Here is a 7,751-nt window from a genome sequence, read left to right as displayed (position 1 = left end):
TTCCTTTGTACTCACCCTCAGTTCAATGACTGGGGCTTTCCTCCGGGCGCTTCCTTCGTTTCCAACTCTACCAGATCATTTCCGTGTCGTTTCCGACTCTCGGATTTGAATTCGGTGACCGTTGGAGGTCTGTGCCTTTCGGCGCTCCACCACATTAGCGCTTATCCCGTGCTGCTCATAATCGGCCACTTGGAATCGAATTCGGGCATGCCGAATAGGACCCCGTCAGGGGTAAGTCGTAGGTAGTGGGTTGGCCACTCTGGGAGCCTGCCGACAGCAGCGCCCCGTTCAAGTGGCTCGGACTACATTAGGCGTCCGCCGCCCCCGAGTCAAGTGGGCGCCGGCGTGGCGCGTGGGCGCGGTACGGGCTCACCGTCGGGTCGTGGGTGATCCAGTAGCGGTAGGGGTGGGCGGCGCCGGCGCCGCCCACTCCGGTGCGGGGACCGTTGCTCACCCGGTCGGGCGGCGTCCGCGTTCCCGCGAGGAGGGAGAGGGGTGAGTCCGGGCCCGCGCAGAGGTCGACGCCGTCGAGGGAGCGGTCAATGTCCAGGGCGGTGGCCAGGCGGGCCGGGCCCTTGGCCAGCTCTCGGTCGTTTCGAGCCGCGATCCGCCGTTTGCGGGCCAGCTCGGCGCCCACCGTCACCTCGCCCGCGCGGAGCAGGACGCCGCTCGCGTGGCCCGGCGGACCGCAGACCAGGTTGAGGCTGAACCACATGCCGTAGATGAAGTAGACGTAGGCGTGGCCGGGCGGAGCGAACATCGACGCGTTGCGCGCCGTCCGGCCGCGGTAGGCGTGGGAGCCCGGGTCCGCTTCTCCCTCGTACGCCTCCACCTCCGTGATCCGCAGTTCCATCGGGCCTTCGGGGGTGCGGCGGACCAGGGTGCGGCCCAGGAGGTCCGGGGCAACGGTGAGGACCGGGCGGTGGAAGAAGGACCGGGCCAGGGGCGTACGGTCGGGGCGCGCGCTCATCCGGTCGAGCGTAGTGGACTGTGCCGCCCTGCAACCGGGGCCTAAGGTTCCACGTTTGTAGGGGTAGTCCTGCGCGTAATCGCACAGGTCTTCAAGCAAGATTTTCAAGGGGAGTCAGAGCATGGGGTTCAGGAAGCTGTTCGCGAGCCTGGGAGCCGGCGGCGCCTCGGTCGACACGGTCATCACCGAGCCGAACGTGGTGCCGGGCGGCATCGTCCAGGGCGAGGTACGGATCCAGGGCGGGTCCGTGGAGCAGCAGATCGAGGGGCTGTCCGTCGGGCTCCAGGCGCGGGTGGAGGTGGAGGGCGGCGACCAGGAGTACAAGCAGGACGTGGTCTTCACCAAGCAGCGTCTGGGCGGTGCCTTCCAGGTGCAGGCCGGCGCGCTGCACGTGGTGCCGTTCGGGCTGGAGATCCCTTGGGAGACTCCGATCACGCACTTCGGCGGCCGCCAGCTGCACGGCATGAACATCGGGGTCAGTACCGAGCTGGAGATCGCGCGCGCGGTCGACGCCGGTGACCTCGACCCGATCAACGTGCACCCGGTACCGGCGCAGCAGGCGATCCTCGACGCCTTCGTACAGCTGGGCTTCTCCTTCCGCAGCGCGGACATGGAGCGCGGGCACATCCGCGGGACGCGGCAGACGCTGCCGTTCTACCAGGAGATCGAGTTCCTGCCGCCGTCGCAGTACCGCGGGCTCAACCAGGTCGAGCTGACCTTCGTCTCCGACGGCCGCGAGATGGACGTGGTGCTGGAGATGGACAAGAAGCCGGGCCTGTTCAGCGAGGGCAGCGACACGTACCGCTGCTTCCAGGTGGGGCTGCAGTCGTACCAGGGGACCGACTGGGCGGCGTACCTGAACCAGTGGATCGCTTCGGTGGGTTCGCAGCGCAACTGGTTCTGAGTGGATCTAGGCTCGGTTCCGTCCGCGACGGAACGTGATGACGCGACCCGACCAGGAGGTTCAGCTGTGGCCGAGCAGAGCAGGGCACCTCTCCCCCATGATTTCCATCCCCCGGTGCACGAGTTCACCGTGAGCAGTGTGGACCTGGAGCCGGGGGCGGACCTGGGGGACGCCCAGGCGAAGTCGGGCGGGAACCGCTCGCCGCAGCTGCGGTGGGAGGGGTTCCCGGAGGGGACGAAGAGCTTCGCCGTGACGTGCTTCGACCCGGACGCGCCGACGGGAAGCGGGTTCTGGCACTGGGTGCTGTTCGACCTGCCGGTCTCGGTCACCGAGCTGCCGGCCGGGGCGGGCGGCGGGAAGTTCGAAGGGCTGCCGGCCGGGGCCGTGCACGTACGCAACGACTACGGCACCCGGGACTTCGGCGGGGCGGCCCCGCCGGCCGGTGAGCGGCACCGGTACGTGTTCACCGTGTACGCGGTGGACACGGAGAAGCTCGGTCCGGGTGCGGACGCCTCGCCGGCCGTCGTCGGGTTCAACCTGCGCTTCCACACCTTGGGGCGGGCGCAGCTGATCGGTGAGTACGAGGCCCCGGCGGGCTGATCATCCCGGTTTTCGTTCTCCGAGCGTTTGCCCGGTCCTGGTCTAAAGACGACCTGGACCGGGCATTTTTATTGCGTTGTCCCGCGTGGCGCGCGCGACCAGAGTGGTTGCGGGCCTTGCCGCCATGGTGGTCGCGGGCCTGCACACGGGAGGTGGGCGAGATGCGGGACACGCTGGTGCTGAATGCGAGCTTCGAGCCGCTGTCGACGGTGACGCTGAACCGGGCTGTGGTCCTGGTGCTCCAGGACAAGGCCGTGGTCGAACAGTCTCATCCCGAGCTGCGTGTGCGCGCGGCCACGATGGATCTTCCGATGCCGCGGGTGATCAGGCTCTGCAGGTACGTACGGGTGCCTTTCCGAAGACATGCTCCCTGGTCACGGAGGGGGGTGCTGGTCCGGGACCAACACCGGTGCGCGTACTGCGGCAAGCGCGCGACGACCGTGGACCACGTGCTTCCGCGGGCCCAGGGGGGTGGGGACACCTGGCTGAACACGGTGGCTTCGTGTGCCGAGGACAACCACCGCAAGGCGGCCCGGACTCCGGAGGAGGCGGGCATGCCGCTCCTGCGGAAGCCGTTCGTGCCGTCTCCGGCGGACGCGATGCTGCTCGCGCTGGGGGTCGGTGGGCGGGATCCGCTGCCGCACTGGCTGGCGCGGTCCGCGTAGGGCTGCCCCGGACCGCTCGGGGCCGCGGGGGAATACCGTAGGAAGACTGCGTCCCGGCGCGTAGACGGATGCGCTGGGCGGCGTACGTTCGGTACGTCGCTCAGCGGATCAGCAGCTGGACGATCGCGATGGTCCCGACGGTCACGATGATCCCGCGCAGGACGGTGGGCGGCAGTCGGCGGCCGACCTTGGCTCCGATCTGGCCGCCTATGGTCGAGCCGACGGCGATGAGCAGGACGGCCGTCCAGTCGAACTCGGCGACGAAGAGGAAGAACACGGCCGCGATGCCGTTCACCATCGCCGCGAGGACGTTCTTCACCGCGTTGATGCGCTGGAGGTCCTCGCGGAGCAGCAGTCCCATCAGGCCGAGATAGAGCACCCCCTGGGCGGCGCCGAAGTATCCCCCGTACGCGCTGGAGAGCAGCATGCCGGTGAGCAGGGCCGGGCCGCCGTCGGGGTGGCCCGTGTCGCCGCCGGCCGCCTCCTGGCGCTTGCGCAGAGCGGCGGCGAGCCGGGGCTGGAAGACGACGAGTACAAGTGCCAGGCCGATGAGGACGGGCACGATCGTGTCGAAGGAGTCCGACGGCAGGGCGAGGAGCAGGACGGCGCCCGCGAGTCCGCCGACGAGGGACACGGCGCCGAGCCGCAGGACGCGGGCGCGCTGGCCCCGGAGTTCCTCGCGGTAGCCGATGGCTCCGCTGATCGAACCGGGCACGAGGCCGAGGGTGTTGGAGACGTTGGCGGTGACCGGTGACAGGCCGGTGGCCAGCAGCACCGGGAAGGTGATCAGGGTGCCGGAGCCGACGATGGTGTTGATGGTGCCGGCGCCGACGCCCGCGGCGAAGACCGCGAGCGCTTCCCAGAGGGACATCGAGAACACGGACATGGACGGAGCCATCCCCTTTGCATGGGTGAGTCGCCTCCCCGCCATGAAGGTCGAGGGGCCTCACTGATCATGCAACAGGGGGCGGCCCGTTCAGTCGATGGGGGGCTGCTCGCGGCGCTCGGCGGCGGCCTTGTCGGCCGCGGAGCCGCTCTCCTTGCCGGAGTTGCCCGGGTTGAAGCCCGAACCACCGCCCATGGGACCGAAGTTGCCCATGGCGCCGGAGAGGCCCTTGAGTGCGTCGCCGATCTCGCTCGGGACGATCCAGAGCTTGTTGGCGTCGCCTTCGGCGAGCTTCGGCAGCATCTGGAGGTACTGGTAGGCGAGCAGCTTCTGGTCGGCGTCGCCGGCGTGGATGGACTCGAAGACCGTGCGGATGGCCTGTGCCTCGCCCTCGGCGCGCAGGGCGGCGGCCTTGGCATCACCCTCGGCGCGCAGGATGGAGGACTGCTTCTGGCCTTCGGCGCGCAGGATCTCGGACTGGCGGACACCCTCGGCCTGGAGGATCGCGGCGCGCTTGTCGCGGTCGGCGCGCATCTGCTTCTCCATCGAGTCCTGGATGGAGGTCGGCGGCTCGATGGCCTTGAGCTCGACGCGGTTGACGCGGATGCCCCACTTGCCTGTGGCCTCGTCGAGGACGCCGCGCAGGGCCGCGTTGATCTCCTCGCGGGAGGTCAGGGTCCGCTCCAGGTCCATCCCACCGATGATGTTGCGCAGCGTGGTGACGGTGAGCTGCTCGATGGCCTGGATGTAGCTGGCCACTTCGTACGTCGCGGCGCGGGCGTCGGTCACCTGGTAGTAGATGACCGTGTCGATGTTGACGACCAGGTTGTCCTGCGTGATGACGGGCTGCGGCGGGAAGGGGACGACCTGTTCGCGCAGGTCGATCCGGTTGCGGATGGAGTCGATGAACGGGACGACGATGTTCAGGCCCGCGTTGAGGGTGCGGGTGTAGCGGCCGAAGCGTTCGACGATGGCGGCGCTGGCCTGCGGGATCACCTGGATCGTCTTGACCAGTGCGATGAAGACCAGAACCACCAGAATGATCAGGACGATGATGATCGGTTGCATGCGGTTCCCCGTGCCCTTCCGGCTGTCTGTGCTGCCCCGTTGAGCGGAGTCTCGCAGACCCCGGGGCCGCGGGTCGGCTGCTTGTCACATGACGACGGCGGTCGCCCCGTCGATCTCTACGACGTCGACGGACTGACCCGGCTCGAAACTGCTGTCCGCGTCGAGGGCGCGGGCCGACCAGATCTCGCCCGCGAGCTTGATCCGCCCGCCGCCGCTGCCGTCGACCCGTTCCAGGACCACGGCGCTGCGGCCCTTCAACGCGTCGATCCCGCTGCGGTGCTGGGGCTTTTGGTTGCGGTGCCGGTTGGCGATCGGGCGGACCACCGCGATGAGCGCGACCGACACGATCACGAAGACCAGTACCTGGGCGACCGCTCCCCCGCCGAGGGCCGCCGTGATCGAGGCCGCCACCGCGCCGGCGGCGAACATGCCGAACTCGGGCATCGCGGTCAGGACGAGGGGGATGCCCAGTCCGACCGCGCCGATGAGCCACCACACCCACGCGTCGATGTCCACATGGTCATGGTAGGTGGGGTGGGCGCGGTCCGGACAGGGTGCGGGCGGTCCCCGCTCAGCGCAGGGGCAGGCCCTGGGCGGTCCAGCGCTCGTTCTCGCCGCGCTGGACGACGAGCGGCAGCCCGAAGCAGAGGGAGAGGTTGCGGGAGGTCAGTTCCAGCTCGACGGGGCCGGCGGCGACGACCTTGCCCTGGCGGATCATCAGGACGTGCGTGAAACCGGGGGCGATCTCCTCGACGTGGTGCGTGACCATGACCATGGACGGGGCGAGGGGGTCGCGGGCGAGGCGCCCCAGGCGCCGTACGAGGTCCTCGCGACCGCCGAGGTCCAGGCCGGCGGCGGGCTCGTCGAGGAGGAGCAGCTCGGGGTCGGTCATCAGGGCGCGGGCGATCAGGGTGCGCTTGCGCTCGCCCTCGGAGAGGGTGCCGAACTTCCGGTCGAGGTAGTCCGTCATGCCGAGGCGGTCGAGGAACGCGCGGGCGCGCTGCTCGTCGACGTCCTCGTACTCCTCGTGCCAGGTGGCCGTCATGCCGTAGGCGGCGGTGAGGACGGTCTGCAGGACGGTCTGCCGCTTGGGGAGCTTGTCGGCCATCGCGATGCCGGCGATGCCGATGCGGGGGCGCAGCTCGAAGACGTCCACCTTGCCGAGGGTGCTGCCGAGGATGGTGGCGGAGCCCGTGGTGGGGAAGAGGTAGCTGGAGGCGACGTTGAGCAGGGTGGTCTTCCCGGCGCCGTTGGGGCCGAGGATCACCCAGCGCTCCCCCTCCTTGACCGACCAGGAGACCTGGTCCACCAGAGCCCGGCCCTCGCGGACCACGGATACGTCCACCAGCTCCAGAACATCGCTCATGAGCGTGTTGTCTCCCCTTGCAGTCTCGTTCGTCTGTGCGGCACCGCCCTACCGGTCGGCGCAGCCCCAGGGGAAAACCTACGCCACTCGGGGAGGGGTCCGGGAGCGGGCCCGGGTCGGAGGGCCGATCCGTAAAGTAGGGGGATGCTTTTCGAACCACGTTCAGGGCGGCTCGCCGCCTGGGGGAACGCTCTGCTGGCCGGTCTCGTCTCGCCCGACGAGGCCGTGTTGTCGATCGTGGGCGAGGACTCCGTGCACCGCGTGGAGGGGCTGCCGGGGGAAACGGGACCGGTCGGGCTGACGCTCGCGCTGGGCCGGCTGCGGGTGCTGGGGGTGACCGGGCTGCGGGTCGCCCTGCCGGCGCCGGGGCATCCGCTGGGGCTGAGCGGGCCGGCGGAGTTCAACGCGCGGGCGCTGGACGCCGAGGAGGCGGTCGTCGCGGTGGGCGCGGCGGTGGGGCTGGTGCCGGAGGTCCGCGAGGTGGGGCCCGCCGGGGACCTGCACGTCTCGGTGACCTGGCACTGCCTGCCGGTGCGGGAGGCACCGCCGGCGGACGTACCGTCGCTCGGCGAGGCGGAGCGGGAGCTGGCGGAGGCGCTGCGCGAGGCCGCGGTGGTGCTGACGAAGCTGGACGTGGCGGGGTCGGGGCCGGTGGCGGACGCGGCGCTGTCGGCGTACCGGGCGCGGGCCGAGGCCGGGCGGGACGCGCTGGCGCCGGGGTATCCGGCGCGGGCGGTACGGGTGCTGGCGCTGGCGCAGCGGGTGGACCTGATGGTGTCGCTGGCGTACGAGCGCGGGCACGGGGCGGCGGTGGCGGCGTCGGAGATGGCCGCGCGGGCGGAGGCCCTGCGGCCGGTGGAGCGGGTCGCCCGGCGGGCGCTGGTCGCGGCGTACAACTCGGCCGTTGAGGAACGGCTCCGCTGATCTTCCGGCCTCGCCGGATCCGTGCGGCTCGCCGTACGGCAACGGCCCCGCTTCCCAGGGAGAGGAGGGGAAGCGGGGCCGAGGAACGGGGCCGGTCAGGCGTTGACGCCGGTGTTGCCCCAGGCGCCGTTCAGCAGGCCGATCACGTTGACCGTGTTGCCCACCACGTTGACCGGGATGTGGACGGGGAGCTGGAGCTGGTTCCCCGAGGCCACGCCGGGCGAGTTCAGGGCCTCGCCCTCCGCCGACGCACCGCCGTGCGCCGAGGAGACACCCGCGCCGGCGGCGAGGAGGCCGCCCGCGATCATGGTGACAGCGGTGGCCTTCTTGAAGTTCTTCACGTTCTCGTCCTCCAGTACGTCTGCCGC

10 protein-coding genes are annotated in these 7,751 nt (G+C 70.2%); 4 read left to right on the top strand and 6 right to left on the bottom strand.

Going from position 1 to position 7,751, the window contains the following annotated elements; translation table 11 throughout:
- Positions 1-307: 307 nt before the first annotated feature.
- Positions 308-970 (bottom strand): DNA-3-methyladenine glycosylase, encoded by a 663-nt coding sequence (locus J7E97_RS04650; RefSeq protein ID WP_215022581.1) that lies wholly within the window; start codon positions 968-970, stop codon positions 308-310.
- Positions 971-1,091: 121 nt separating this feature from the next.
- Between J7E97_RS04650 and J7E97_RS04645 the strand changes: the two genes are divergently transcribed.
- The 3 genes from J7E97_RS04645 (at position 1,092) to J7E97_RS04635 (ending at position 3,139) form a co-directional block, all read left to right on the top strand.
- Complete coding sequence (locus tag J7E97_RS04645; protein WP_215022579.1) at positions 1,092-1,874, top strand: sporulation protein; 783 nt, start codon at positions 1,092-1,094, stop codon at positions 1,872-1,874.
- A gap of 66 nt (positions 1,875-1,940) precedes the next feature.
- Complete coding sequence (locus J7E97_RS04640; protein ID WP_215022577.1) at positions 1,941-2,474, top strand: YbhB/YbcL family Raf kinase inhibitor-like protein; 534 nt, start codon at positions 1,941-1,943, stop codon at positions 2,472-2,474.
- 161 nt (positions 2,475-2,635) lie between these two features.
- Entirely contained in the window at positions 2,636-3,139 is a 504-nt protein-coding gene (locus J7E97_RS04635) for an HNH endonuclease (protein WP_215022575.1), read from the top strand.
- A gap of 100 nt (positions 3,140-3,239) precedes the next feature.
- On the opposite strand, the gene J7E97_RS04630 is transcribed toward J7E97_RS04635, so the two are convergent.
- From J7E97_RS04630 to J7E97_RS04615, 4 genes are all read right to left on the bottom strand, one after another.
- Positions 3,240-4,010 (bottom strand): sulfite exporter TauE/SafE family protein, encoded by a 771-nt coding sequence (locus J7E97_RS04630; RefSeq protein WP_215022588.1) that lies wholly within the window; start codon positions 4,008-4,010, stop codon positions 3,240-3,242.
- Positions 4,011-4,115: 105 nt separating this feature from the next.
- Complete coding sequence (locus J7E97_RS04625) at positions 4,116-5,093, bottom strand: SPFH domain-containing protein (RefSeq protein WP_215022573.1); 978 nt, start codon at positions 5,091-5,093, stop codon at positions 4,116-4,118.
- 84 nt (positions 5,094-5,177) lie between these two features.
- Positions 5,178-5,609 (bottom strand): NfeD family protein, encoded by a 432-nt coding sequence (locus J7E97_RS04620; RefSeq protein WP_215022571.1) that lies wholly within the window; start codon positions 5,607-5,609, stop codon positions 5,178-5,180.
- 55 nt (positions 5,610-5,664) lie between these two features.
- The gene (locus J7E97_RS04615; protein ID WP_215022569.1) at positions 5,665-6,459 is read right to left on the bottom strand and encodes an ABC transporter ATP-binding protein; all 795 of its coding nucleotides are present in this window, start codon (positions 6,457-6,459) and stop codon (positions 5,665-5,667) included.
- 144 nt (positions 6,460-6,603) lie between these two features.
- On the opposite strand from J7E97_RS04615, the gene J7E97_RS04610 reads away from it, so the two are divergent.
- The gene (locus J7E97_RS04610) at positions 6,604-7,383 is read left to right on the top strand and encodes a hypothetical protein (protein WP_215022567.1); all 780 of its coding nucleotides are present in this window, start codon (positions 6,604-6,606) and stop codon (positions 7,381-7,383) included.
- 95 nt (positions 7,384-7,478) lie between these two features.
- Here the strand turns inward: J7E97_RS04610 and J7E97_RS04605 are convergent, their stop codons facing one another.
- Complete coding sequence (locus tag J7E97_RS04605; protein ID WP_215022586.1) at positions 7,479-7,724, bottom strand: chaplin; 246 nt, start codon at positions 7,722-7,724, stop codon at positions 7,479-7,481.
- Between the last annotated feature and the right edge of the window lie 27 nt (positions 7,725-7,751).

The organism is Streptomyces sp. ISL-66, from assembly GCF_018614135.1.
In the GTDB taxonomy this organism is placed as follows: domain Bacteria; phylum Actinomycetota; class Actinomycetes; order Streptomycetales; family Streptomycetaceae; genus Streptomyces.
Note: the sequence above shows the minus strand (reverse complement) of the source record. Positions and strands in the feature narration are given on the sequence as shown.

Excerpts from the sequence above, each read along its gene's own strand:
- J7E97_RS04650 (WP_215022581.1), bottom strand. The coding sequence starts at position 970 with ATGAGCGCGCGCCCCGACCGTACGCCCCTGGCCCGGTCCTTCTTCCAC.
- J7E97_RS04645 (WP_215022579.1), top strand. The coding sequence starts at position 1,092 with ATGGGGTTCAGGAAGCTGTTCGCGAGCCTGGGAGCCGGCGGCGCCTCG.
- J7E97_RS04635 (WP_215022575.1), top strand. The coding sequence starts at position 2,636 with ATGCGGGACACGCTGGTGCTGAATGCGAGCTTCGAGCCGCTGTCGACG.
- J7E97_RS04630 (WP_215022588.1), bottom strand. The coding sequence starts at position 4,010 with ATGTCCCTCTGGGAAGCGCTCGCGGTCTTCGCCGCGGGCGTCGGCGCC.
- J7E97_RS04625 (WP_215022573.1), bottom strand. The coding sequence starts at position 5,093 with ATGCAACCGATCATCATCGTCCTGATCATTCTGGTGGTTCTGGTCTTC.
- J7E97_RS04615 (WP_215022569.1), bottom strand. The coding sequence starts at position 6,459 with ATGAGCGATGTTCTGGAGCTGGTGGACGTATCCGTGGTCCGCGAGGGC.
- J7E97_RS04610 (WP_215022567.1), top strand. The coding sequence starts at position 6,604 with ATGCTTTTCGAACCACGTTCAGGGCGGCTCGCCGCCTGGGGGAACGCT.